23 protein-coding genes are annotated in these 24,192 nt (G+C 67.2%); 15 read left to right on the forward strand and 8 right to left on the reverse strand.

The annotated features are described in order from the left end of the window. Positions 1–43 precede the first annotated feature (43 nt). Both NLI89_RS06020 and NLI89_RS06025 read left to right on the forward strand, forming a co-directional pair. The gene (locus tag NLI89_RS06020) at positions 44–850 is read left to right on the forward strand and encodes a retroviral-like aspartic protease family protein (protein WP_254686193.1); all 807 of its coding nucleotides are present in this window, start codon (positions 44–46) and stop codon (positions 848–850) included. Between the two features lie 74 nt (positions 851–924). Beyond that, positions 925–2,322: a M20/M25/M40 family metallo-hydrolase gene (locus NLI89_RS06025; RefSeq protein WP_254686194.1), complete on the forward strand. Its 1,398-nt coding sequence runs from the start codon at positions 925–927 to the stop codon at positions 2,320–2,322. Between the two features lie 160 nt (positions 2,323–2,482). On the opposite strand, the gene NLI89_RS06030 is transcribed toward NLI89_RS06025, so the two are convergent. Next, complete coding sequence (locus NLI89_RS06030) at positions 2,483–4,399, reverse strand: potassium transporter Kup (protein WP_254686260.1); 1,917 nt, start codon at positions 4,397–4,399, stop codon at positions 2,483–2,485. A 214-nt stretch (positions 4,400–4,613) separates the two neighbouring features. Here NLI89_RS06030 and pdeM point away from each other — a divergent pair, with 214 nt between their 5' ends. Further along, positions 4,614–5,276, forward strand: coding sequence for a ligase-associated DNA damage response endonuclease PdeM (pdeM, locus tag NLI89_RS06035; RefSeq protein ID WP_254686195.1), 663 nt, complete (start codon positions 4,614–4,616; stop codon positions 5,274–5,276). Between the two features lie 216 nt (positions 5,277–5,492). Here the strand turns inward: pdeM and msrA are convergent, their stop codons facing one another. The 4 genes from msrA to pabB form a co-directional block, all read right to left on the reverse strand. After that, positions 5,493–6,152, reverse strand: coding sequence for a peptide-methionine (S)-S-oxide reductase MsrA (gene msrA, locus NLI89_RS06040; protein WP_254686196.1), 660 nt, complete (start codon positions 6,150–6,152; stop codon positions 5,493–5,495). A 49-nt stretch (positions 6,153–6,201) separates the two neighbouring features. Further along, positions 6,202–6,348 (reverse strand): hypothetical protein, encoded by a 147-nt coding sequence (locus tag NLI89_RS06045; RefSeq protein ID WP_187502244.1) that lies wholly within the window; start codon positions 6,346–6,348, stop codon positions 6,202–6,204. A gap of 348 nt (positions 6,349–6,696) precedes the next feature. Then, positions 6,697–7,896, reverse strand: coding sequence for a pyridoxal phosphate-dependent aminotransferase (locus NLI89_RS06050; RefSeq protein ID WP_254686197.1), 1,200 nt, complete (start codon positions 7,894–7,896; stop codon positions 6,697–6,699). 49 nt (positions 7,897–7,945) lie between these two features. After that, the gene (gene pabB, locus NLI89_RS06055; RefSeq protein ID WP_254686198.1) at positions 7,946–9,706 is read right to left on the reverse strand and encodes an aminodeoxychorismate synthase component I; all 1,761 of its coding nucleotides are present in this window, start codon (positions 9,704–9,706) and stop codon (positions 7,946–7,948) included. A gap of 80 nt (positions 9,707–9,786) precedes the next feature. Here pabB and NLI89_RS06060 point away from each other — a divergent pair, with 80 nt between their 5' ends. Next, the gene (locus tag NLI89_RS06060) at positions 9,787–10,455 is read left to right on the forward strand and encodes an MBL fold metallo-hydrolase (protein WP_254686199.1); all 669 of its coding nucleotides are present in this window, start codon (positions 9,787–9,789) and stop codon (positions 10,453–10,455) included. A 259-nt stretch (positions 10,456–10,714) separates the two neighbouring features. Here the strand turns inward: NLI89_RS06060 and NLI89_RS06065 are convergent, their stop codons facing one another. Both NLI89_RS06065 and NLI89_RS06070 read right to left on the reverse strand, forming a co-directional pair. After that, a complete protein-coding gene (locus NLI89_RS06065) occupies positions 10,715–12,340 on the reverse strand; it encodes a M28 family metallopeptidase (RefSeq protein WP_254686200.1) in 1,626 nt (541 codons plus the stop codon). Beyond that, complete coding sequence (locus NLI89_RS06070) at positions 12,337–12,780, reverse strand: MAPEG family protein (protein ID WP_254686201.1); 444 nt, start codon at positions 12,778–12,780, stop codon at positions 12,337–12,339. The genes NLI89_RS06065 and NLI89_RS06070 overlap by 4 nt, the downstream gene beginning before the upstream one ends. Positions 12,781–12,984: 204 nt before the next feature. Between NLI89_RS06070 and rpmF the strand changes: the two genes are divergently transcribed. The 5 genes from rpmF to NLI89_RS06095 all read left to right on the forward strand — a co-directional run bounded on the left by rpmF (position 12,985) and on the right by NLI89_RS06095 (position 16,020). Further along, a complete protein-coding gene (rpmF, locus tag NLI89_RS06075) occupies positions 12,985–13,164 on the forward strand; it encodes a 50S ribosomal protein L32 (RefSeq protein ID WP_128455117.1) in 180 nt (59 codons plus the stop codon). A gap of 35 nt (positions 13,165–13,199) precedes the next feature. Further along, entirely contained in the window at positions 13,200–14,228 is a 1,029-nt protein-coding gene (gene plsX, locus NLI89_RS06080) for a phosphate acyltransferase PlsX (protein WP_254686202.1), read from the forward strand. Further along, positions 14,225–15,193: a beta-ketoacyl-ACP synthase III gene (locus NLI89_RS06085; protein WP_254686203.1), complete on the forward strand. Its 969-nt coding sequence runs from the start codon at positions 14,225–14,227 to the stop codon at positions 15,191–15,193. Before plsX ends, NLI89_RS06085 begins: the two co-directional genes overlap by 4 nt. A 94-nt stretch (positions 15,194–15,287) precedes the next feature. Further along, positions 15,288–15,587, forward strand: a complete 300-nt coding sequence (locus NLI89_RS06090; protein WP_128455114.1) for an integration host factor subunit alpha — start codon at positions 15,288–15,290, stop codon at positions 15,585–15,587. A 4-nt stretch (positions 15,588–15,591) separates the two neighbouring features. Further along, the gene (locus tag NLI89_RS06095) at positions 15,592–16,020 is read left to right on the forward strand and encodes a MerR family transcriptional regulator (RefSeq protein WP_254686204.1); all 429 of its coding nucleotides are present in this window, start codon (positions 15,592–15,594) and stop codon (positions 16,018–16,020) included. 74 nt (positions 16,021–16,094) lie between these two features. Here NLI89_RS06095 and NLI89_RS06100 read toward each other — a convergent pair whose 3' ends face one another. Next, complete coding sequence (locus tag NLI89_RS06100) at positions 16,095–16,610, reverse strand: MucR family transcriptional regulator (RefSeq protein WP_254686205.1); 516 nt, start codon at positions 16,608–16,610, stop codon at positions 16,095–16,097. 754 nt (positions 16,611–17,364) lie between these two features. Between NLI89_RS06100 and NLI89_RS06105 the strand changes: the two genes are divergently transcribed. From NLI89_RS06105 to NLI89_RS06130, 6 genes are read left to right on the forward strand one after another with little or no spacing between them, the layout of a single operon-like run. After that, positions 17,365–17,625, forward strand: a complete 261-nt coding sequence (locus tag NLI89_RS06105; RefSeq protein ID WP_439144480.1) for a hypothetical protein — start codon at positions 17,365–17,367, stop codon at positions 17,623–17,625. Continuing rightward, positions 17,622–18,962 (forward strand): AtzE family amidohydrolase, encoded by a 1,341-nt coding sequence (locus NLI89_RS06110; RefSeq protein ID WP_254686206.1) that lies wholly within the window; start codon positions 17,622–17,624, stop codon positions 18,960–18,962. The genes NLI89_RS06105 and NLI89_RS06110 overlap by 4 nt, the downstream gene beginning before the upstream one ends. Then, positions 18,959–20,296, forward strand: coding sequence for an NCS2 family permease (locus tag NLI89_RS06115; RefSeq protein WP_254686207.1), 1,338 nt, complete (start codon positions 18,959–18,961; stop codon positions 20,294–20,296). Before NLI89_RS06110 ends, NLI89_RS06115 begins: the two co-directional genes overlap by 4 nt. Then, on the forward strand, positions 20,293–21,210 hold the full coding sequence (locus tag NLI89_RS06120; RefSeq protein WP_254686208.1) for a 5'-methylthioadenosine/S-adenosylhomocysteine nucleosidase: 918 nt from the start codon (positions 20,293–20,295) through the stop codon (positions 21,208–21,210). The genes NLI89_RS06115 and NLI89_RS06120 overlap by 4 nt, the downstream gene beginning before the upstream one ends. Position 21,211: 1 nt before the next feature. Beyond that, positions 21,212–22,795, forward strand: a complete 1,584-nt coding sequence (locus NLI89_RS06125) for a gamma-glutamyltransferase family protein (RefSeq protein WP_254686209.1) — start codon at positions 21,212–21,214, stop codon at positions 22,793–22,795. Further along, positions 22,789–24,189 carry a Zn-dependent hydrolase gene (locus NLI89_RS06130; protein WP_254686210.1) on the forward strand — a complete coding sequence of 467 codons (1,401 nt, stop codon included), beginning with the start codon at positions 22,789–22,791 and terminating at the stop codon, positions 24,187–24,189. Before NLI89_RS06125 ends, NLI89_RS06130 begins: the two co-directional genes overlap by 7 nt. The last annotated feature ends 3 nt before the right edge of the window (positions 24,190–24,192 follow it).

The raw sequence follows: 24,192 nt of genomic DNA on the forward strand, positions 1-24,192 counted from the left end.
ACCCGACCCTGCCACGCTCCTGTTCGGCGAAGAAGAAGCCCGCATGACGGTGCCCGTGACGATCGCCGGCGCCGGCCCCTTCCCCTTCGTCGTCGACACCGGCGCGCAGCGCACCGTCATCTCGCGCGAACTCGCCGCCACGCTTGGCCTCGCGCCCGGCCGGACCGTCCGTGTCACCGGCATGACCGGGTCGGACAGCATCGGCACCGTCGTCATCCCATCGCTGAAGGTCAGCGTGATCGGCAGCGCCCCGATCGAGGCGCCCGCGATCAGCGCGATCAACCTCGGCGCGCGCGGGTTGCTCGGAATCGACACGTTGCAGGATCACGCGGTGACGATCGACTTCGACACCAAGACGATGACCGTCATCCCCTCGCGCAGACGACAGCACCGCGAACGCGCGGGGCCCGACGAGATCGTGATCAGAGCGCGGAGCCTGTTCGGGCAACTCGTCGTCACCGACGCCTATTGCAACGGCATCCGCATCCGCGTGATCCTCGACACCGGCACCTCGGTCAGCATGGCCAATGGCGCGCTCCGCCGACGGGTCACGCGCAAACTCGGCAGCGCGGCGCGCTCGCAACCGGTATCGCTGACCGGCGTCACCGGCGAAACCGTAGTCGCCGACTACACCACGATCGACCGGGTCTCGATCGGCAACCTGACGCTCGGCGACCTGCCCGTCGCCTTCACCGCGGTCGACGCGCCACCGTTCCGCCAGTTCGGCTTGTCCGAGCGGCCTGCGATGCTGCTCGGGATGGACGTGCTGCAACTGTTCCGACGCGTCGACATCGACTTCGCCAACCGCGAGGTGCGGCTCGCCTTGCCCCGCGGAACACGCCGGCGTTGAGCGCGGCGGGGTCGAGGTTGCGTCGACGCGCGTTCGCTGCAACTCTCCCGATCGAAACGAAAAAGGGGACGACGATGCGCGCGACTGGTTGGCTACTTACGGCGGCGGTTCTTGCCGCGCCCGTCTCGGCGCAGGCCCAGTCGCGGCCCGACCAGAAGGCGTTTCTCGGGCTCTACAAGGAACTGGTCGAGACCAACACGACACTGTCCGCCGGCAGTTGCACGCAGGCCGCGGCGCAGATCGGCGCGCGACTGAAGACGGCGGGCTATGCCGATGCCGACATCACCTATTTCTCGGTGCCCGAGCATCCCAAGGATGGCGGGCTGGTCGCGGTGCTGAAGGGCTCGGACGCGGCGCTCAAGCCGATGCTGCTCCTCGCGCATCTCGACGTGGTCGAGGCCAAGCGCGAGGATTGGGTGCGCGATCCGTTCAAGCTGATTGAGGAAGGCGGTTATTATTACGCGCGCGGCACCGTCGACGACAAGGCGCAGGCGGCGATCTGGTCCGACGCGATGATCCGCTTCAAGACTGGCGGATACACGCCGAAGCGGACGATCAAGCTGGCGCTGACCTGCGGCGAGGAGACGACGTTCGCCTGGAACGGCGCGCAGTATCTGGCGAAGGAAAAGCCGGACCTGATCGCGGCCGAGTTCGCGCTGAACGAGGGCGGCGGCGGGCGGCTCGACGACAGCGGCAAGCGCCAGTTGCTCGCGATCCAGGTCGGCGAGAAGGCCGCGCAGAACTACACCTTCCTCGCCACTAACCCCGGCGGGCACAGCTCGCAGCCGACGCCCGAGAACGCGATCTACGAGCTCGCCGACGCGGTGAAGGCGGTGCAGGGCTATGAGTTTCCGGTGAAGTTCACGGACACGACCAAGGCGTTCTTCGCGGCGAGCGCGAAGGCGATGCCGGGCGAGATGGGCAGCGCGATCACGCGGCTGCTCGCCAATCCGGAGGACAAGGCGGCGGATGCGATCGTCAGCCGGGACAAGGCGATGCATTCGACCTTGCGGACGACGTGCGTGGCGACGCTGCTGAACGCGGGTCATGCGGAGAACGCGCTGCCGCAGCGCGCGACGGCGAACATCAACTGCCGGATCTTTCCGGGGGAGACGGTCGACGGCACGCTCGCCAAGCTGAAGGAACTGGCGGGAGCGAAGGTGACGGTGACGGCGAACCAGCCGGTGCGGCCGACCGCGATCCCGCCGACGCTCGATCCGAAGATCATGGGGCCGGTGACCAAGGTGGCGGCCAAGCACTTCCCCGGCATCCCGATCCTGCCGATGATGTCGACCGGCGCGACCGACGGGATCTTCTTCGAGGCGATCGGGATCCCGGTGTACGGCGTACCCGGCGTGTTCATCGACAAGGACATGGGCGGCATCCACGGCCTCAACGAGCGCATCCGCGTGGCGTCGCTGTATGATGGCCGAGACTACCTCTTCGATCTGGTGAAGGCCTTCGCGGGGTGATGCCGCATGTCCCTCTCCCCTCCGGGGAGAGGGAGGGAGGAGCCTTAGGCGACGGATGGGAGAGGGGCGTGAGGCTCGAGACGGTGCCCGACAACGCCCCTCTCCCTTCCCACGGCAAGCGCCGCGGGCCCCTTCCCTCTCCCCGGAGGGGCGAGGGAGGTTAGACGGTGACCTGTTCGCCCAGCTCCAGCACCTTGCCCGGCGGGATCTTCAGGAAATCGGTGGGATCGCTGGCGTTGCGTTGCAGGAACATGAAGATCCGGTCCTGCCACGGCGGCATGCCCTTCTCCGCATCGGGCTTGAGCGTGTTGCGGCCGATGAAGAACGAGGTGCGCATCGGATCGAGCCCGAGCTGCTCGGTCTTGTTGCCGACGCCGAGATCGCGCGGCACGTCGGGCGATTCCATGAAGCCGTAGGTCAGCACGACGATCGAGAAATTCTCGTCCACCCGCTCGACCTTGGCCCGCTGCGATTCCTCCACGAACGGCCGGTCCGCGGTGCGGATGCTGCAGATCAGGTTGCGCTCGTGGAGCACCTTGTTGTGCTTCAGGTTATGCAGCAGCGCGCCCGGAGTCGCATGCGGGTTGGCGGTCAGGAACACCGCGGTGCCCGACACGCGCTCGGGCGGGCGCTTTTCCAACGCGGCGGCGAGGTCGCTGAGCGGGATGCTCTGGCGCTTCTCGAACGCGCTGACGATCTTCTTGCCGCGCACCCAGGTGAAGATGACCAGCCCGATCGACGCGGCGATGACCAGCGGCACCCAGCCGCCCTCGATCACGCGCAGGATGTTCGCGCCGAAGAAGATCAGGTCGAGCGTCAGGAACGGCAGGATCGCCGCCAGCGCCAGCGGCCGCGACCAGTTCCAGCGGTGACGGACGACGATGTAGGCGAGCAAGGTGGTGACGACCATCGTGCCCGTAACCGCGATGCCGTACGCCGCCGCCATCGCCGACGACGTCTTGAACTGGATCACCAGCACCAGCACGCCGATCAGCAACAGCCAGTTGATCGCGGGCAGATAGATCTGGCCGGCGAACACCGCGGACGTCTGGCGGATGCGCAGGCGCGGGAGCAGCCCGAGCTGGATTGCCTGCTGCGTCAGACTGAACGCCCCGGTGATGACCGCCTGGCTGGCGATTACGGTGGCGAAGCCCGCGAGGATGATCAGCGCGGGGCGCAGCGATTCGGGCGCCATCAGGAAGAACCAGTCCTGATTGACGAACGGGATGCCGCGCGCCGCCGCATCCTCCAGCTGCGACAAGGCAAACGCCCCCTGCCCCAGATAGTTGAGCGCGAGCGCCGGGAAGACGAGGAAGAACCAGCCGATGCGGATCGGCAGCTTGCCGAAATGGCCCATGTCGGCGGTCAGCGCCTCGGCGCCGGTCACGGTCAGGAACACCGCGCCGAGCACGAACAGACCGGTGACGCCGTGCGTCGCGAGGAACGAGACGCCATAGGTCGGCAGGAACACGCGGACGATCGAGGGTTCGTCGGCGATGTGCCAGATGCCGAGCGCCCCGATCGCCACGAACCAGACGATGCAGACGGGGCCGAACAGCTTCGACACCTGCGCCGTCCCGCGCGCCTGGATCATGAACAGCGCGATCAGGATACCGATCGTCAGCATGCGGACGACGCCTTCGTTGAAGATGTGCGCCGCGCTCGGGATCGTCCGCAGGCCCTCCATCGCGGAGAGTACCGACAGCGCCGGGGTGATGATCGCATCGCCGTAGAACAACGACGCCCCTGCCGCGCCTAGCACGATCGCGATCCGCGACCGCATGCCGAGCGCGCGACGGGCGAGCGCGGCCAGCGCCAGTACGCCGCCCTCGCCCTGATTGTCGGCGCGCATCAGGAAGATGACGTATTTGACGGTGACCACGAGGAACAGCGACCAGAGCGCGAGGCTGAGCACGCCGAGGATCTCGCTGGGATCGATCCCGCCCGCCGACGTCTGGCTCAGCGCCTCGCGGAAAGCGTAGAGCGGGCTGGTGCCGATATCGCCAAACACCACGCCGATCGCGCCGACCGTCAGCGCGGCCAGCGCCGGATGCGGATGCAGATGCGCCGCCGACATATCGGCGGGCGCGCAGACCTGCGCCGCCACGCCGCCGGCGGGCGGTTTATGGACTGCGGCAGTTTGCGGTGTTCCGGCTTCGGACGACATGGCGCGAAAAGCGCTCCTCATGAAGGGACGGCGCGCTTTACGCCGATTGGGGACAGGCGCAAGTCCTGCCCGTCGTGGCGCATGCCCGCTTGATTCGCCGTGGCGGGGGCGGCATGGCGAGCGGATGGTTCCCTTTTCGTTCGGCGGACATGCGCTTCTGGCGTTGCCACAAGGCGCATTGTTCTGGCCGGAGCGGCGCGCGCTGCTGGTCGCCGACCTGCATTTCGAGAAGGCGAGCTGGTTCGCGAAACGCGGCCAGATGTTGCCGCCCTATGATTCGATCGCGACCTTGGCCGATCTCACCGCGCTGGTCGCGGCGACGGGCGCGCGCGAAGTCTGGTGCCTGGGCGACAGCTTCCACGACAGCGACGGGTGCGCGCGGTTACCCGAGCGGGCGCAGGACATGCTGCGGGCGATGACCGATACCACGCACTGGACGTGGATCACGGGCAATCACGATCCGGCGATCCTCGATCGGTGTGGCGGAGAGGTGGTGGACGAGGTCGTCGTCGACGGGCTGGTGCTACGGCACGAAGCCGACCGCGCGGAGACGCGACCGGAACTGTCGGGGCATTTCCATCCGAAGCTGCGATTGCGCGTGCGGGGGAAATCGGTGGCGCGGCGCTGTTTCGTGACGACCGCGACGAAGGTGATCCTGCCGGCGTTCGGGTCGCTGACCGGTGGGCTGGATGTGGACCATCCGGAGATCGTTCGTGCGGTGGGCGTTGGCGCGGAGGCTATGGTGCCGGTGGCGGACCGAATGCTGCGGTTTCCGGTTGCTGCTTAGTGTCGGCATTGCGTTCGCGCATTCCCGACCTGCCCCCGACCTGCCAGCGTCACCGCCCCAATCCGCTACGCCCCCACGTCCGTCACCCCAGCGAACGCTGGGGTCTCCCTCGTGGCTCGGGACGTCCGCCAAAACCGGGATATTCCAGCTTTCGCTGGAATGACGAGCTCGGGGTGGCCGTCTTTTAAAGGCTAGCGCCCCGGTTCGAGATCGCACTCACCTCGAAATCGTCGGAAACGCAGCCCTGAACGCCGCCACCTTCGGCTTGTCCCACATCACGATGTACGGATGCGTCGGGTTCCGGTCGTAGAAATTCTGGTGATACGCCTCGGCGGGATAGAACGCCCCGGTCTCCAGCTTCGTCACGATCGGCCCGGAAAACGCGCGCGTCGCGCCGAGTTGCGCGATGTACGCCCGCGCCACCTGCGCCTGCGCCGGCGACTGCGGGAAGATCGCCGAACGATAGCTCGGGCCGCTGTCCGGACCCTGGCGGTTCAAGGTCGTCGGATCATGCGCGATCGAGAAATAGACGCGGAGCAGCGTGCCGTAGCTGACGATTCGCGGGTCGTAGGCGATCTTGATCGCCTCGGCATGACGAGTCGTCTCGGCCGACACCTGATCGTAGGTCGCGGTCGCCTTGGTGCCGCCGGCATAGCCGGTCGTGACCGCCTTCACGCCCTTCACATGCTCGAACACCGCCTCCATCGTCCAGAAGCAGCCACCGGCGAGCACCGCGGTCTGGATACCGGGCGTCGCGGGAAGGTCGGTCTTGACGGCGGGGATGACGACGGCGCGGGCGCCCTGCGCGGTGCCGGTGGAGATAAACGCACCGGCAATACCAACGGCGGCGAGCGTGGCGAGGAGCGGCTTTTTCATGTGTCTGTACATGGGGTTGCCGCGATCGTTCGCCAAGACGCGCGTAAGATTAGCGAGTGGCGGGCGCGCTGTGTTCGAAATGGCTGGCGAAGGTCTGGCGCGCCTCGGCGGGCTGGAGCGCGAGCAAGCCGATCGCACCCAGCACGAAACCGCCGCTGAACTGCCAGAAGAAACTCGACTTTACGATACTGCGCATGATGCGATCCCAATGAAACCAAGTGACGACACCGACCGGGTGGGCCGGTGTCAGCTACGGACGGGCATGTCGTAGAGATGCCCGCCAACCACAATGTCGTTTTTAGAAACTCTCGATTAACGCGCCGTGGCCGATGCGTTCATCGTGCAGCAGGCATTGCCCGGCAGGATTGCCGGCAGATGTCGCCGCGTGTCTCGAATGTTGCCCGAACCTTCGATCCTCCCCCGCCAGGGGGAGGTGGCACCGAAGGTGACGGAGGGGGAGGATACGGAACAGGAGTTATCCCTTTCCTCCCCCTCCGTCTGGCAAACGCCAGCCACCTCCCCCTTGCGGGGGAGGATCAGGCGGTTACTTCAGCGCGGCGCAGGCCGTCTGGATGCGCGTGCAGGCCTCGCGGAGCAGCGCATCCGAGGTGGCATAGCTGATCCGGAACGCAGGGCTGAGCCCGAACGCCGCGCCCTGCACGACCGCCACCTTGGCATCGTCGAGCAGATAGCCGACCATCGCCTCGTCGGTGTCGATCAGGCGGCCGTTCGGGGTCGTCTTGCCGATCAGCTCGGCGAACGACGGATAGACGTAGAACGCACCCTCCGGCGTCGGGCAGTGCATGCCGTCGATCTCGTTCAGCATCGCCACCACCAGATCGCGACGCCCCTGGAACGCGGTGTTGCGCTCGGCGAGGAACGACTGGTCGCCGTTGAGCGCCGCCACCGCCGCGGCCTGCGCGATCGAGCACGGGTTCGAGGTCGACTGCGACTGGAGCTTGGCCATCGCCTTGATCAGCCACGCCGCGCCGCCCGCATAGCCGATCCGCCAGCCGGTCATCGCATACGCCTTCGAGCAGCCGTTGACGGTCAGCGTGCGCTCGAACAGCTCGGGGCAGGCCTCGGCGATGGTCGCGAACTTGAAGCCATCATAGACGATGTGCTCGTACATATCGTCGGCGAAGATCCAAACGTGCGGATGCTTCGCCAGCACCGCGCCGAGCGCCTTCAGCTCGTCGATCGTATAGCCGGCCCCGGTCGGGTTCGACGGCGAATTGAGGATCACCCACTTGGTCTTCGGCGTGATCGCCGCGTCGAGCGCCGCGGGGTCGAGCTTGTAGCCGACCTCGGGGCCAGCTTTGACGATCACCGGCACGCCGCCCGCGAACTGCACGACGTCGGGATAGCTCACCCAGTACGGCGCGGGGATGACGACCTCGTCGCCCGGATCGATCGTCGCGACCATCGCGTTGAACAGGGTGTGCTTGCCGCCGACGTTCACGCTGATCTGGTCGGTGGTGTAGGTCAGGCCGTTGTCGCGCGCGAACTTGGCAGCGATCGCCTGCTTCAGTTCGATCGTGCCGTCGACATTGGTGTATTTCGTCTTGCCGTCGCGGATCGCCTGGATCGCGGCCTCTTTCACGAAGTCCGGCGTGTCGAAATCGGGTTCGCCCGCACCGAGGCCGATCACGTCGACGCCTGCGCGCTTCAGTTCGAGAACGCGCGAGGTGATCGCGAGCGTCGGCGAGGGACTGATGCGGCCGAGCGCGGCGGATGCGTGCATGGTGTAACCTTTGCGGTTGTCCGCAGTACGCCTGCGGAATTCGCGGGCGCTATACGCTCCGCTTGGCCGAATTCGCAACCGTAACGATCGCCGGAATGAGGCCCCGGACTGCATTTCCGATGAAGAAACCATTGGCGAGGTCGGCGCGGGTGACCGGCGCCTCGATCGCGCGGCCTGAATCGAGCAGGTCTGCGCGGAGAATACCCGGGAGCAGGCCGTGACGTAGCGGCGGCGTGACGAGGCCGGTCCCACGTTGGACGAACAGCGAGGTGAAGCTACCTTCGGTCAGGAACCCGTCGGCATCCTCAAACAGCACCTCGAACGTGCCCGCGGCCTTGCGCGCATCGTCGTAAAAGGCACGCGCGGACGTCTTGTGGCGGAGGCGGAAGTCGGTCGCGGCGACCGGCAGCGGCACGATCGCGACGGTCGCTTGCGCAGGCGAGTGCGGCAGCGGCGCCGCCTCGATCGCGATCGCGCCCGAGGGGCTGAGCAACAGGCGGATGCGGCGGGGGCCGCGCAACCGGAAGGTCGCCGCCTGGAGTTCGTTGCGCGCGGTGTGGCGGTCGAAAGTGAAACCCAACGCTTGGGCGCTCGCCTTCATCCGCGCGAGATGCGCTTCGAGACGGGTCAGGCCGTCGTCGGGATCGAACGCCATCGTCTCGATCAGGTCGAAGCGGCGCTGGCCGGCGGTGACGAACGCGCCTTTCGCGTGGCATTCGTCCCATTCCGCATCGGAAGCGCTGTCGGCGACGATGCCCGAGCCGAGGCTCATCATGGCCGCGTCATCCCGAACCGCCAACGTCCGGATCGCGACGTTGAAGATCGCGTCGCCGTTCGCATCGAAGCGGCCGATCGCGCCGGTGTAGATGCCGCGGGTGCGCGCGTGCTCGACCTCGGCGATGACCTCCATCGCGCGCTGTTTGGGTGCGCCGGTGATCGATCCGCACGGGAACAGCGCGGCGAGCACGTCGACGGCGTCGCAGTCGGGTTTCAGCGTCGCGGTGACGGTCGAGGTCATCTGGTGGACGGTCGGATAGGTCTCGACGGTGAACAGATCGGGGACCGCGACGCGGGTGGCGACGCGCGACAGGTCGTTGCGCATCAGGTCGACGATCATCAGGTTTTCGGCGCGCTGCTTGGGGTCGGCGGCGAGGGCATCGGCGAGTGCGCGATCGGCTTCGGGCGTGTCGCCTCGTTGCGCGGTGCCCTTCATCGGGCGGCAGGTGAGCGTGTCGCCGTCGAGCGCGAAGAAGAGTTCGGGGGACAGCGACAGGAACCGCGTCTCGCCGGTGTCGATCAGCGCGCCATAGCCTGCCTTCGCCTGGCACCGCAGTCGGGCGTAGAGTGCGAGCGGGTCGCCGACGAACGGGACGGTGGCGGCGAAGGTAAGGTTCGCCTGGTAGATGTCGCCCGCCGCGATCAGGTCGAGCACGCGCGACAGGCTGGCGTCGTAGGTCTCGCGGTCGATCAGCGGCCGGGGCGCACCGGTCCACGCGCCGGCGGGTTCGGGGAGCAGCGCGGCGACGTCTTCGGGCGCTATCGTCTGGTACCCGGCGAACAGGCCGAACCAGAGCAGCGGGCCTTTGGTGCGGACGTCGATCGGCTTCGATGAGAGTGCAGCGCCGGCTTCGTAGGTGAGGTATCCGGCAGCGTGCAGCCCTTCCGCGCGGGCATCTCGCAACGCCTTGAGCGCCGGGCGTACCTCGGCGAGCGTATCGGCGCGGACGATCCGGACGGGGTCGCGGTACAATCGCGCCGGGGCCCCACCCTCACGGGCGTCGTCGAGCAAAACGAAGGGCGCAGTCCACATCGCCTTCCCTGTTGCACGGACGACGGGGCAAACCGCAAGCGGCGATTGCTCCAACCGACCCGCTATCCTATTTCAGCACCATGACAAATCCAGCCACTCCGCCCCTGCGCGCCGCGATCGTGCCGGTCACGCCGATCCAGCAGAACTGCACGATCCTCTGGTGCACGACGACGATGAAGGCCGCAGTGATCGATCCGGGCGGCGACCTGCCGCGGATCATGGCGGCGGTCGAACAGGCGGGGGTGACGGTCGAGAAGATCCTGCTGACGCATGGCCATATCGATCATGCCGGCGGGGCGAAGCGGCTGTCGAACGATCTGGGCGTGCCGATCGAGGGACCGCACGAGGCGGATCGCTTCTGGTTGCAGCGGCTCGACCAGGACGGGCCGAAATACGGGATCTCGGGCGTGAATTTCGAGCCGGACCGGTGGCTGGTCGAGGGGGATACGGTGTCGGTCGGCGATCTGGTGCTCGATGTGTACGAGACGCCGGGGCATACCGAGGGTCATGTGATCTTCCACCATGCGCCGTCGAAATTCGCGCAGGTGGGGGATGTGTTGTTCCAGGGGTCGGTCGGGCGATCGGACATGCCTGGGGGGAATCATCAGACGCTGGTAAAGTCGATCGTCGAGAAGCTGTGGCCGCTGGGGAGCGATACGAGCTTCATTCCGGGGCATGGGCCGGCGAGCACGTTCGCGCATGAGCGGGCGACGAATATGTTCGTGAGCGATCGAGCCTTGGCGGAATAGCTTTCTACCGTTCCCTCGCGAACGCGGGGGTCCAGGGTCACAAGCGATAGCGCCCGTAACCCTGGGCTCCCGCCTTCGCGGGAGAACGAGAAGAGGCAGAAGCGCTACCTACGAAGGCCCCACCCCGGCGAAGGCCGGGGCCCAGTTGGGGGACGAGGGTTGGCTGTCGTCGCGCTGCGTTATTGCCACCTTTCCAACTGGGCCCCGGCCTCCGCCGGGGTGGTTACCGCAGGGGTGGTTGCCAGCACGAGGGTTGGCCTTACTTCCGCTCCTCGGCAGTCTCAGCCCGAACCGACTTGAACTCCGACCCGTCGCGCCACTCCGGCCACAGGCGGCTATTCGCCAGCTTAGTCCCGATTGTCTGGAACAGGTCCACATCCTGCGCGGCACCGCGCAAATCCCAGTCCGCGCCCCACGCATCGCACGTCTGGTGATAGCATTTCATATAGCCGTCGAGCCACGCCTGCCCCGCAGTCCGACCACCCGTCACCAGGTCGGGCGCGCCACTGATCGCCATCAGCAGCAACGTCGGCACGCCGCGTCGCGCGACCGAGAAATGGTCGGCGCGGTAGAACAGCCCGCGTTCGGGGAGCGCTTCGGGTGTCACGACGCGGCCTTGGGCCTTTGCGGCGTCACCCAGCATGTCCTCGAGGCTGTTCTGGCCGGCGCCGACCAGCATCACGTCTTTAGCGGGGCCTGCGGTCTGGAGGATGTCGAGCGTCAGATTGGCGACCGTCTTCGCCGCCGGATAGACCGGGTTCACCGCATAGGTCTCGGAGCCGAGCAGGCCGCGCTCCTCGCCGCTCCACAGCGCGAAGACGAGGCTGCGATCGGTCCGCGGCGCCTTGGCGAAATTGCGCGCGAGTTCGAGCACGCCCGCCACGCCGAGCCCGTCGTCGTTCGCGCCGGGCCGGATCGTCCGCCCCTGCGCGTCGGGCGCGCCGACCCCGTAGGCGTCCCAGTGCGCGCCGAACATCACGACCTCGTCGGGATGCGTCTTGCCCGGCAGCTTCGCCAGCACGTTCTGGCTCACGGCGGTGTCGTGCTTCACCGGCAGGTCGGTGGTGAACGCCTGCTTCAGCGCGACCGGGCGGAAGTCGCTCCGCCGCGCTGCTTTCCGTAACGATGCCAGATCGAGACCCGAGGCCGCGAACAGGCGCGTCGCGGCGCCGCCTTCGAGCCAGCCCTGGAGCAACACCCGCGACTCGGGATCTTTCCGGACGATGTCGTAATTCTCGCCGGCCGGCGCTGTGACGGTGTTCCAGCCATAGCCCGCGCCCGGCGTGTCGTGGACGATCAGCGCGCCGACCGCGCCACGCCTTGCGGCTTCCTCGTATTTATACGTCCAGCGGCCGTAATAGGTCATCCGCCGGTCGCCGAACTTGCCCTTCGAATCGTCACCCGCGACCGCCTCGAAATCGGGGTCGTTGACGAGGAACACCGCGACCTTGCCCTTGAGGTCGAGCCCCTTGAAGTCGTCCCAGCCGCGCTCGGGCGCGCTGACGCCGTAGCCGACGAACACCATCGGCGCGTTGGCGATCGCGACACGGTCGACGCCGCGGACCGTGCTCAGATAGACGTCACGCCCCTGCACCAGCGCGGTATCGCCAGCCCGCACCGTGCCAGACCCCATGCGCGTGTGGACGAGCGGCACGGCTTGCGTCCAGCTGCCGTTGGGGCCGCCGGGCTGCGCCTTCATCGCCTTGAACTGCGCGATCAGCCAGGCGATCGTCCTGGTCTCGCCCGGCGTACCTGGCGCCCGCCCCTCGAACGCATCGGAGGCGAGCGTCTTCACGTCCGCGGACAATCGCTCGGGCGAGACTTGCGCCACGGCAGGGAATGCAGCCATCAGCGCCGCGACGGGAAGGAAGCGAAACGCGTTCATGCCCGGCCACCCGACGGCACGACCTGGAAGGTCTTCGCGGCCGGCACCGAATTCGCCTGATACGCGATCGCCAGCGCCCAACCGGCCAGCAACGCCATCAACGTCCATGTCACCAGCGCGCCCGCCGCCCGCGGCACGCTCGACGTCGCCCGGTCCATCCCGAACGCGTGCGCCACGCGGGCGATCACGAACACGACGCCCGCGATCCACAGCCACATCGCCGATCCGCCGGCGAGTTCGATCAGCCCCAGCAGGATCAGGATGAACGGCGCATATTCGGTGAAGTTCGCATGCGCGCGCATCCGCCCCTGCAACAGCGCGTTGCCGTTATCTCCCAGCAGCACCTTGTCCTTCACCCGGATCGGCACGATTCGGAAGGCGAGCCACAGATTGACGACGGCCGCGGCCGCTGCGATCGTCAGTGTCACGGGTAATATCACGGCGTTGCCCCTCGTTCAGTGTCGGACCGGGTCCTGCCACTCGCGACCAATGGTTGCAACGCGGGACGAAATCGCTATAGCGCCACGCTTCGCGAGCGTCAGGCCGCATGGGTTGCTTCAGGCGGCCGGCATTCATGTCGGTTGCCGAGTTCCGTGTCCGGGCGTACTCAGAGCCCCGACCTTTAGATTGAACAAGGTGCCGAAATGGCCGTCCCCAAAAGAAAAACCTCGCCCTCCAAGCGCGGCATGCGCCGTGGCCACGACTCGCTCACGATCGCGTCGTTCCAGGAATGCCCGAACTGCGGCGAACTGAAGCGCCCGCACAACCTCTGCGGCTCGTGCGGCCATTATAATGGTCGTGAAATCCTCTCGGTCGAGGGTTGAGGTCGCAAGCCTCTAACTTGAACGAAGGATAGCGAATGCCCGACAGCGGCTGGATCGCGGTCGATGCGATGGGTGGCGATGACGGGCTGGCAGTGATGCTCGCCGGTGTCGCCCTCGCGCGTCATCAATACGAGGGCATGCGCTTCCTGCTGGTCGGCGACGAAGCTGCGATTCGCGAGGGGCTCAAGGCTCATCCGAATCTGTCGCAGCATTCGGAGATCGTCCACGCACCGGAGGTCGTCGGGTCGAGCGACAAGCCGACCCAGGCGATTCGGCGTGCCAAGAAGACCTCGATGGGCATCGCGATCGACCTGGTGAAACAGGGTCGCGCCGCCGCTGCGGTGTCGTCGGGCAATACCGGCGCGCTGATGGCGATGGCGAAGCTGTCGTTGCGGATGCTGCCCGGGATCGACCGGCCGGCACTCGCGGCGCGCCTGCCGACGCTCGGCGATACCGACATGGTCATGCTCGACCTCGGCGCGAACACCGAGTGCGATGCGCGCAACCTCGTCCAGTTCGCGATCATGGGCGCCGCCTATGCCCGCACCGCGCTCGATATCCCGCACCCCCGCGTCGCGCTGCTGAATATCGGCAGCGAGGACATGAAGGGCACCGACGAGATCCGCGATGCCGCCGCCCAATTGCGCGCGACCCCGGCGGTCGACATGCAGTTCAATGGCTTTATCGAGGGCGACCGCCTGTCGCGCGGTGAAGTCGACGTGGTCGTGTGCGACGGTTTCTCGGGTAACATCGCGCTGAAGACCGCCGAGGGCACCGCGCGATTCGTCGCCGATCTGCTCAAGCGCGCCTTCCGCAGCTCGGTCCGCTCGAAGCTCGGCTTCCTGATCTCGCGCCCTGCAACCGAATTGCTGCGCGATCATCTCGATCCCAACAATCACAACGGCGCGGTCTTTCTCGGGCTCAACGGCATCGTCGTGAAGAGTCATGGCGGCGCGACCGATCGCGGCGTCGCGACCGCGATCGGCAACGCCGCCAAGATGGTCCGCAACGATCTGATCCGGCGCATCGCCGACGATCTCGGCAGCGTGGAGAAGGCGGCATGATCCGTTCGGTCGTCATTGGTACAGGCTCCGCCCTGCCCGCGCGCCGCGTGTCCAACGCCGAACTCGCGGAACAGGTCGACACCAGCGACGAGTGGATCGTCGAGCGCACCGGCATCCGCTTCCGCCACATCGCCGGCGAAGGCGAGACGACCGCGACTCTGGCCGCCGACGCGTGCCGCGCTGCTTTGTCCGCCGCTGGCATCGAGGCGCAGGACATCGACCTGATCGTGCTCGCGACCGCGACCCCCGACCAGACCTTCCCCGCCAGCGCCACGAAGGTGCAGGCGATGCTCGGCATCAACGATTGCGTCGCATTCGACGTCGCCGCGGTCTGCTCGGGCTTCCTCTACGCGGTGCAGGTCGTCGACAGCATGATCCGCAGCGGCGTCGCCCAGCGCGCGCTGGTCATCGGTGCTGAGACGTTCAGCCGCATCCTCGACTGGGAAGACCGGACGACCTGCGTGCTGTTCGGCGACGGCGCCGGCGCGATCGTACTCGAGGCGCAGGACACCGCGGACGAAGGCGGTCGCGGCATCCTGACGACCAAGCTGCACGCCGATGGTCGGCACAACGAACTTCTCTATGTCGACGGCGGCGTCTCGACCACCGGGACCGTCGGCAAGCTCCGCATGAAGGGCCGCGAGGTGTTCCGCCATGCGGTGACCAATCTGGCCTCGGTGATGACCGAATCGCTGGCGATGGCCGGGCTCGACGCGGACCAGGTCGACTGGGTCGTGCCGCATCAGGCGAACGCCCGCATCCTCGACGCGACCGCGCGGAAACTGGGCCTCGCGCCTGCCAAAGTCGTCGTGACCGTCGATCAGCATGCCAACACATCGGCCGCATCGGTGCCGCTCGCGCTCGACGTCGCGGTCCGCGACGGGCGCATCCAGCAGGGCCAGATCGTCGTGCTCGAGGCGATGGGCGGCGGGTTTACCTGGGGTGCCGCGGTTATCCGCTTCTAATCCCTTCGAAACATATCGATTCGCTTGTAGAACAAATCCCTTCCGATCGCCTTCGTGCCTGTGTAGGAGAAGCGCCGAGTCTGGGAGCTTGCGAATGACTATGACTGGCACTTTGACGCGGGCCGATCTGGCCGAGTCGCTTCACCGGGAAGTGGGACTGTCGCGTGCGGATTCGTCGAAGATCGTCGAACAGATCCTCGCAGAAATGTGTGGTGCTCTGTCGCACGGTGAGAACGTGAAGATTTCGGGGTTCGGGACGTTCGTGCTCCGCGACAAGGGCGAGCGCGTCGGGCGCAACCCGAAGACCGGCATCGAGGTGCCGATCGCACCGCGCCGCGTCCTCACGTTCCGCGCGAGCCAGATGATGCGTGAGCGCATCGTCGGTGCCGGCTGAACCAATGCCTGGCGACGCCGACGACGGCGCGCCCTCGACCGGCGGGACGGGCTCGACAGTTGAGGCGGGTTCGACGCCTGCCACCAAGACCGAGGCGGCGTTTCGCACGATCGGCGAACTGGCCGCCGATACCGGGCTGCCGCAGCATATCCTGCGCTATTGGGAAACGCGGTTCCCGCAGCTCCGTCCGCTTCAGCGCGCCGGCAATCGTCGCTATTACCGGGCCGAGGACGTAGCGCTGGTCCGGCGGATCGACACGCTGCTGAACCGCGAGGGCTATACCGTGCGCGGCGTGCAGCAATTGCTGTCCGGCGAAAAATCCGCACCGGCCGCAAGCGCGTCGACTCCCCCGGTACAGGTGCAATCGCCGATCCCCGCATTGAAGGCGATCCGGGCGCTGCTGGCGCAGGCGCTGATCGAGGACGCCGCCTGAGCGCGTTCCCCGACGGGCGTTCTTAAGGGCTATCGGAGATAACGGGGGAAGGCTCAGCCCTCCCCCGCCTGGTCTCAGGCGTCGCTGCCCAGCGTCTTCTTGGCGGCATCGAGTGCGGCCTTGCCGGTCTTGCGCACCGTCTTGACCGCGCCGTCGGCGGCCTTTTCGACGGTCGAGCCGGCCTTGCGACCCAGACCGATCGACTTCGCCATCGCGCGGCGTGCTTCCGAATAGGTCGCAGCGACCATCGGATAGTCGGGCTTGAGGTTGAAGCGCTCGCGGTACTGCTCGGGCGTCAGGCCGTTGGTCGAAAGATGACGACGCAACGTCTTGTACTTCTTGCCGTCCAGCATCGAGATGATGTGGTCCGGCGACGCGAGCGACTTGCGTACCGAAACCGCAGGCTCGGATGCAGGAACCGCTACAGCTTCGGGCTCGGCTTCGCCATTACCGGAAAGCTTTGCGACAGCGGCATGCATCGCCACCAGAAATGCCGGCACGTCATCGGCCGCAGTGCGGGTGTTGGGGTTTGCGAGCCATGCTGCCGTCAGTTCGGCAGCAAGCTCGACCGTGTTAATCGTATCCGTCACACTCTATCCTTGAATTCATTAATTAGCCCCCGCCGGCGAGCCCCTACGCCATTTGCATGGACTTGAACACCGTCGTTTGGTTAATTGCCAATATTGTTTGTTAACCTGCTGTTTCAACCCCGCGCCGCGCACTCATAACGACAGACTAGTCGGATGACACCGAAGTCATTCGACGAACATCGTGATGCGACTTAAGGGTGCATATCAGGCCGAACCGTCTGCCAGACACTTGGTCGACACGGTCGTTCCACCCAAGCCTTGATTAACGATTTTCTCGGCCTTGTCGGACAAGCGATCCCAAGCCGCCGATATTCGCCGGGTCGAGACTTCGAACAACGCTCGATACCCGGACCGAACCAGTTGTGACGATGCGTTGGCCGAAGCTAGGATCGTCAGCGTGAACCGAGGCTGACTTTGATCCCGGTCTGTAACCGCGCGATTTCATGCCGCTTCAGCCGCCTCGAACAATTGGCCGATTACCCGGTGCGCGCGGACAGTGCAGTCCGGCCATTGTCCAGTATCCTACAAGCGACGCTCCGAAGAGACGCCCGCGAATATCGCGGCCAGGGTGCGCTATTTTTTGCAACGATTAGTGCAAGTCATTGTGTTGGATCGGTCGGCCCAAACCGGGCATCCTCGCGCCAATGCCCTGTTCCGCTCCATCGTGTCGCCCGTATCGCCCGTATCGCGCTTATCGAAGCAGCCGCGTCGCCCGTAGATTCTTCGAGCCCCAGGCGCTTTGCCCGGCGTATCGGTGATGCTGCTTGGCGAACTCCAGCGCCTGCTGCGGCGGCTGCCCTTCGGCCGCGTCTCGACGCCCCGCAGCGCGCCGCCTGTGGCGCCTTCCGACGACGATACCGTCATGCCGCGAACCGAGGCCGAGATCGTCCAGGCCGCGGAAATACTCGGACTGATCGTTCCCGATGCCTGCATGCCGGGCGTGGTCGCAAACCTGGCGTTGCTCGACACGCATGCTGTTATTCTGCTCGGCCGACCTCGGCGGGTCGGACCATGAGACAGGCCCTTGCGATCGCTGCCGACGTGCGGGCCCGTCGCCTATCCGCCGCCGCGGTCGTCGAACGAAGCCTGCAAGCTTTGGTCGCAGACGACCACCGCCTCGGCGCCGTCACGCGCATCCTCGCGGATCGTGCGCGGCAGGACGCGCGTCAGGTCGACGCGGCGATTGCAGCAGGCCGCGATCCGGGGCCGCTCGCGGGCGTGCCGTACGGCGTGAAGGACCTGTTCGACGTCGTCGGCCTGCCGACGACGGCCGGCTCGACACTTTATGAGAACGCTCCCCCCGCTCTAGCCGATGCCGAGGCGATCCGTCGGCTCCGCGAGGCCGGCGCGGTCCTGGTCGCGACGCTGAACATGGACGAGTTCGCCTATGGCTTCGCGACCATCAACGCGCGGCATGGCACGACGCGCAATCCGCATGATCTCGATCGGCTCGCGGGGGGATCCTCGGGTGGATCGGCGGCCATCGTCGCGGCAGGCCTGCTGCCGTTCGCGCTGGGATCGGATACCAATGGCTCGATCCGCGTCCCCGCCAGCCTGACCGGCGTGTACGGCCTCAAGCCGACACATGGCGACCTGCCGATGAGCGGCGTGTTTCCCTTCGCCGACAGTTTCGACGATATCGGACCGTTCGCGACATCGGTCGCCGATCTCCGCTGCATCTGGGACGTCTTGCGAGGAACCGACTCCTCCCTGAACACGGGGACGGAGTTCCACGTCGCGCAGCTCGGCGGGCGCTTCCTGGACAATGTGGATCCCGATCAGCACGCGGCGATCGCCGGCGTCGCACCCGGTGCGCCGATACTCGACCTGCCCGACATCGCCCGGGCGCGATCCGCCGCGTTCCTGATCACCGCCTATGAAGGCGGCACGCTCCACCGCGCGGCGCTGGCCGAAAACGCGATGGCATTCGATCCGGCCACGCGCGACCGGTTGCTTGCGGGTGCGCTGATCCCGCGCGCGCTGTACGATGCCGCGCAGGACTTTCGCCGCACCTTCAAGGCGACGATCCTCGACTGCATCGCGGACCATGACGTCGTGCTTGCACCGGCGGCACCATGCGTCGCCCCGGCGGTGGCAGACCCGCGCATCCTGATCGACGGCGAACGCAAGCCGGCACGATCGGATCTCGGTATCCACACGCAGCCGATCAGCTTCACCGGCCTGCCATCGCTGTCGGTCCCGCTGTTCAGGCCGGGCCGGCTGCCGCTCGGGTTGCAGCTGATCGGGCGACCGAACGGGGAGTCGACGCTGTTCCGGTTCGCCGCCATGCTGGAAGAACGGGGGGTGATCGGAGTGTCTCCGCCACCTGGGACTTGGGGGGAAGACGCATGACAGCAGCCACGGGCCGGCTGGACCGATACTTCGCGCTGACCGAGCGCGGTACGTCGGCGCGTACCGAAGTGCTGGCCGGTTTCACGACCTTCCTGACGATGGCGTACATCGTCCTCGTCAACCCGGCGATCCTCGGCCAGGCGGGGATGCCGATCGCGTCGGTTGCCGCCGCGACGTGCTTTGCCGCGGCATTCGGCTCGATCCTGATGGGGGTCGTCTCCAACACGCCGCTGGCGCTGGCGCCGGGCATGGGGCTGAACGCGTATTTCAGCTTCACCGTGGTGCAGCAGATGGGTGTGCCGTGGCCGGTGGCGCTCGGCTGCGTGTTCATTTCGGGCGTCGCGTTCCTGATCCTGACGTTGACCGGTGTGCGACAGCTGATCGTCGCGGTGATCCCGATGCACCTGTTCGCCGCGGTGGCGGGCGGCATCGGGCTGTTCATCGGCTTTATCGGCCTCAAGAACGCCGGCATCGTCGTCGCCAATCCGGCAACTTTCGTCGCGCTGGGTGATCTAAAGGCACCGGGCGCAGCACTCGCGCTGTTCGGCCTGCTGCTGATCGCGACGCTGAGCGTGTGGAAGGTGCGCGGCGCGATGCTGATCGGGATCGTCGCGACCACGCTCGTCGCGTGGATCTTCGGCCAGGTCACCGTGACACCCGCGCCGTACAGCCTGTCCGCGCTGACCGGCACCGCGTTCGCGCTCGACCTGCCCGGCGTGTTCGGCTTGAGCGGCAAACACGGCCTCGGCCTGCTCGAAATCCTGTTCGTGTTCCTGTTCGTCGACCTATTCGACAACATCGGCACCCTCGTCGCGGTCACCAAGCGCGCCGGATTGATGGACGCAGCCGGCCGCATTCCCGGCCTCAACCGCATCCTGATGGCCGATGCCGCCGCGACGATCGTCGGCTCGGTTGCAGGGACCAGCACCGTCACCAGCTATGTCGAGAGCGCGGCAGGCGTGCAGGAGGGCGGACGCACCGGCCTGACCGCGGTCGTCACCGGCGTGCTGTTCCTGCTGACGATGTTCGTCGCGCCCTATGCGCAGATCGTGCCCCTGGCCGCGACCGCGCCTGCGTTGATCATCGTCGGCGGCCTCATGCTGTTGCCGCTCACCGAAGTCGCGTGGGAGGATCCGCAATCGGCGATCCCCGCGTTCCTGACGGTGGCGATGATCCCGCTGACCTTCTCGATCGCCAACGGCCTCGCCTTCGGGATTACCGCCCACGCCGCGCTGAAACTGCTGCGCGGACAGGCGACCGGCAAGGACTGGTTCCTGTTTCTCCTCGCCGGCCTGTTCGTGGTCCGCTTCGTCTGGATGAGTGCCGCCGCATGAAGATCGTCCTTGCCTTGCTCGCCATCGTCGCCACTGCCGCCACGCCCGCGGTTGCCGAACCGCTCGACCCCACCCCGCGCACCGTCGTGATGACCGCCTTCGCGCCCGAATGGGATTCGCTCGCGCATTCGGTCGACACGCCCAAGACCTACAGGATCAACGGCCTGACGTTCCTGACGGGTACGATGGCCGGCAAGCCGGTGCTGCTGATGCAGAGCGGCGTCAGCATGGTGAACGCGGCGATGAACACGCAACTCGTGCTCGATCGCTTCACCGTCCGCCGGATCGTGTTTTCGGGAATCGCCGGCGGCGTCGATCCGGCGCTGTCGATCGGCGACGTCGTCGTGCCGGATCGCTGGGCGCAATATCTCGAAGTCTCGTTTGCGCGCAAAGCCGGCGAAGGCTGGGCACCACCCGAGCCGGCCGACGGGGATGCGCCGAAGAACTACGGCATGATGTTCCCGCGCGGCGTCCGCGTCGGCAATGCTATCGAACCCGCTCGTCGCCATTACGCCTTCCCGGTCGACCCGGCGATGCTGGCGTTGGCGCGCAAGGTCGCGTCGGGCGTGAAATTGCGGCGGTGCGTGTCCGAGGATACCAAGGCCCCCGGTTGCCTGGCGGAAACACCGAAGATCGTCGTCGGCGGAACGGGTGTCAGCGCCAGCGTCTACGCCGACAACGCCGAGTTCCGCACCTATCTGTCGCAGACCTACAAGGCGCCGGTGCTCGACATGGAGAGCGCCGCGGTGGCGCAGGTGGCCTATGCGAACGCGGTCCCGGTGATCGTCTTCCGCAGCCTCTCCGATCTCGCCGGCGGCGATGCGGGCGCGAACCAGATGACAGTCTTCATGGAGCTTGCCGCTGTCAATTCCGCCGACGTCGTCCGCGCGTTCGTCGCGGCGCTGCCGAACTGACATGACGCTGACGACCGTCTCCGGCGCCAACGGCATGGTCACCGCCCCGCATCATCTCGCGGCGGACGCTGGCCTCGGCGTGCTGCGCGACGGCGGCAACGCGGTCGAGGCGGCGGTCGCGGTCGCGGCGACGTTGGCGGTGGTCTATCCGCACATGACCGGGATCGGCGGCGACGGCTTCTGGCTGATCCGCGAGCCGGACGGCGAGGTTCGCGCGGTGCACGGCTGCGGCGCCGCGGCGGCAAACGCCGACCTGTCCCTCTACGCAGGCCTCGACGCGGTGCCGACCCGCGGGCCGCTGGCGGCGAACACCGTCGCGGGGACGATCTCGGGTTGGGCCGCGGCGCTCGAACAGGCCGGCGGCATCCTGCCGCTCGACCGCCTTATGCGCGACGCGATCGGCCATGCCGAGGCGGGCGTCGCGGTCACTGCAGGTGGCGCAACGATCGCCGCAGCCAAAGGCGACGAACTACGCAATCAACTAGGCGCCTACGCCGCGGTCTTCGAACCCGAAGGCCGGCCGCTCCGCACCAGCGACCGACTCCGGCAACCGCGCCTCGCGCAGACCCTCCGCCACCTCGCCGCGAACGGTCTCGACGATTTCTACCGCGGTACGCTTGCCGAACGGATCGCCGCCGACCTCGAAACGCTCGGCAGCCCGGTCGCGCTCGCCGATCTTGCCGCGCACCGCGCTACCAGCCCGGCACCGCTGACCGTCCGCATCGCCGACGCACGCCTCTACAACACCGCACCGCCGACCCAAGGCATCGCCTCGCTCCTGATCCTCGCCCTCTTCGACCGGCTTGCGGCAAAGGAAGGCGACGGCTTCGACCATTTCCACGGCCTGATCGAAGCCACCAAGCAGGCCTTTCTCTGGCGCGACCGGCATTGCGGCGATCCCTGCTTCATGACCGACGAGCCGCAGGCGTTTCTCGACGACGGAGTCGCACTCGACGCCCTCGCCGCAAGGATCGACCCGAGCCGCGCGCTCCCTTGGCCACAACCGCCGCAATGGGGCGACACCTGCTGGTTCGGCGCCGCCGATGCCGGGGGCCGCGTCGTCAGCGCGATCCAATCGACCTATTTCGAGTTCGGATCAGGCCTCGTCCTGCCCGACACCGGCATCACCTGGCAGAACCGCGGCAGCTCGTTCCGCCTCGCCGAAACCGGCTGGAATGCGCTGAAGCCCGGCCGCCAGCCCTTCCACACGCTCAACCCCGCGCTCGCCCGCTTCGACGACAGCCGGACGATGGCCTACGGCACGATGGGCGGCGAAGGCCAGCCGCAGACCCAAGCGGCGCTGTTCACCCGCTACGCCCGCTACGGCAGCGATCTGCAACGAGCGATCAGCGCGCCGCGCTGGCTGCTGGGCCGGACCTGGGGCGAGCAAAGCACGACGCTGAAAATCGAGGACGGCCTGCCGGAGGAGCTTTACGCAGCGCTCGCCGAAGCCGGCCACGACGTCGAGCGCGTCGGCCCGCTGACGGCAATGATGGGCCATGCCGGCGCGATCGTCCGCCACGCCGATGGCCGCCTGGAAGGCGCGACCGATCCCCGCAGCGACGGCGGTGTCGCGGGATGGTGATCGCCCTGCCTCCCGGCGGCGCCCGCGCGGTCGCGCGTTGCGACGAACTCGGCGTGGCGCCCTACAGCGACCTCCCCGACAACCTCTACCGCGGCTATCTCACGCCAGCGCATCGCGCCGCGATCGACCGCGTCGGCGCTTGGATGGTGGACGCCGGCATGCAGGTGCGCCTCGACCCCGCCGCCAATTTGATCGGCCGCTATGACGGGACCAACCCTGACGCCCCCGCGCTGATCATCGGCAGCCATATCGACAGCGTCCGCGACGGCGGCCGGTACGACGGGCCGCTCGGCATCATGCTAGGCGTCGAAGCCGTCGCCGCGCTGCAAGGCCGCCGCCTCCCCTTCGCGATCGAGATCGTCGCGTTCGGCGACGAGGAGGGTTCGCGCTTCCCCGCCGCGATGCTGACGAGCCGGGCGATGGCCGGCACGCTCGATCCCGCCGCGCTCGACATGGTCGACGCGGAGGGCATCTCGGTCGCCGACGCCCTCGACGCGATGGGTTTCGACGTCGCCGAATACCTTGCCGCCGCCCGCAAGCCCGGCACCACACTCGCCTATCTCGAAGCGCATATCGAACAGGGTCCGCTGCTCGAAGCCGAAGGGCTCGCGGTCGGTACGGTCACCGGCATTGCTTCGCAACTCCGCTACGCGATCACCGTGACGGGTACCGCAGGCCATGCCGGTACCACCGCGATGCCGCTCCGCCGCGACGCGCTCGCCGGGGCCGCGGAAATGATCCTGGCCGTCGAGACGATCGCCCGGTCCGCCGTCTCCGACCTTGTTGCAACAGTAGGCAGCATCGAAGCTTCGCCCGGTGCGGCCAACGTCATTCCCGGCAGCGTGACCTTCACGCTGGATGTTCGCGCAGGCACCGCCACGCGACGCGACGAAGCGGCCGCGGATATCCTCGAAGCCTTCCGCGCGATCGCTGGAAAAGAAGCATCCCCCCCTACCTTGTTCCCCCGCGAAGGCGGGGGCCCAGGAGCCACGAACGGTATCGCGTGTGACCCTGGGCCCCCGCCTTCGCGGGGGAACAAGAATGGGGCTGAGCAGGACGGGCGTGTTGCCTGCCGCAACCTCGACATCGCGATCACCCGCATCCACGACCTCCCCGCCAGCCCGTGCGACCCAGCCCTGATGGACCTGCTGGACGCCGCCACCGCCGCCGCCGGCCACCCCGTCCGCCGCCTCGTCTCCGGCGCAGGCCACGACGCGATGGTCATGGCCGCGCTCTGCCCGACCGCGATGCTCTTCATCCGCTGCCGCGGCGGAATCAGCCACAACCCCGCCGAACATGTCGACCCCGCCGATGCCGACATCGCGCTACACGTCATGTCCGGCTTCATCGACAGATTGAGCGACCAGATGGGAGCGACCCTTGACCCTGCTTGACCC

The sequence above is a fragment of the Sphingomonas faeni genome (assembly GCF_024273235.1).
Lineage (GTDB): Bacteria > Pseudomonadota > Alphaproteobacteria > Sphingomonadales > Sphingomonadaceae > Sphingomonas > Sphingomonas faeni_A.